General features: G+C 64.3%; 1 protein-coding gene. It reads right to left on the reverse strand.

Annotated elements, in window-relative coordinates:
• Positions 1 to 1,079, reverse strand: a 1,079-nt coding sequence (locus FV222_RS27030) for a PQQ-dependent dehydrogenase, methanol/ethanol family (RefSeq protein ID WP_147816209.1), incomplete at its 3' end; no start/stop codon positions are given.
• Positions 1,080 to 1,088 lie beyond the last annotated feature (9 nt).

Consider the following 1,088-nt stretch of genomic DNA (forward strand, 5'->3'; position numbering starts at 1 on the left):
CCGTAGGTCTTCGACCCCTTGTCCATGTCGACCTTGGAGGCCCAGTTGACGACCGGGTCGAACTTCTCGGCGACGAGGAGTTCGCCGGTGGCGCGGTTCAGGGTGTAGCCGAAGCCGTTGCGGTCGAAGTGGGTCAGCAGCGGGGTGTCCTTACCGCCGACCTTCTGGTCGGTGAGGATCATCTCGTTGATGCCGTCGTAGTCCCACTCGTCGTGCGGGGTCATCTGGTAGACCCACTTGGCCACGCCCGTGTCCGGGTTACGCGCCCAGATGGTCATCGACCACTTGTTGTCGCCCGGACGCTGCTTGGGGTTCCAGGTCGAGGGGTTGCCCGAGCCGTAGTACATCAGGTCGAGCTTCGGGTCGTAGGAGAACCAGCCCCAGGTGCAGCCGCCGCCGGTCTTCCACTGGTCGCCTTCCCAGGTCTTGGTCGACGAGTCCTTGCCCACCGGCTTGCCCAGCGAGGTGGTCTTCTCGGGGTCGACCAGCATCTGGTCGTCCGGGCCGATCGAGTAGCCGCGCCAGACCTTCTTGCCGGTCTTGGCGTCGTAGGCGGTCACGTGGCACTGCACGCCGAACTCGCCACCCGAGATGCCGACGATGATCTTGTCCTTCACCGGCAGCACGGTGGCGGTGTTGGTCTCGCCCTTCTTCGGGTCGCCGTTCACCACCGACCAGTTCACCTTGCCGGTCTTGGCGTCGAGCGACACGACCGTGGTGTCGGCCTGGTGCAGGATGATGGCGTTGTCGGAGTAGGCCAAGCCACGGTTGACCGTGTCGCAGCACATCACCGGGATCACCGACGGGTCCTGCTTGGGCTCGTACTTCCACACGATCTTGGCCTCGTGGTCGAGGTCGAGCGCGTAGACGATGTTCGGGAAGGGGGTGTGGACGTACATCATGTTGCCGACGACGAGCGGCGAGCCCTCGTGGCCGCGCAGCACGCCGGTCGAGAAGGTCCAGGCGACCTGGAGGTTCTTGACGTTGCCGGCGTTGATCTGGTCGAGCTTGGAATAGCGCGTGTTGGCGTAGTCGACCGTCTGAAGAACCTGCTCGGCGGGGTTCGCCAGGTGCTTCATCAGGTCTTC

This window comes from Methylobacterium sp. WL103, assembly GCF_008039885.1.
Classification (GTDB): domain Bacteria; phylum Pseudomonadota; class Alphaproteobacteria; order Rhizobiales; family Beijerinckiaceae; genus Methylobacterium; species Methylobacterium cerastii.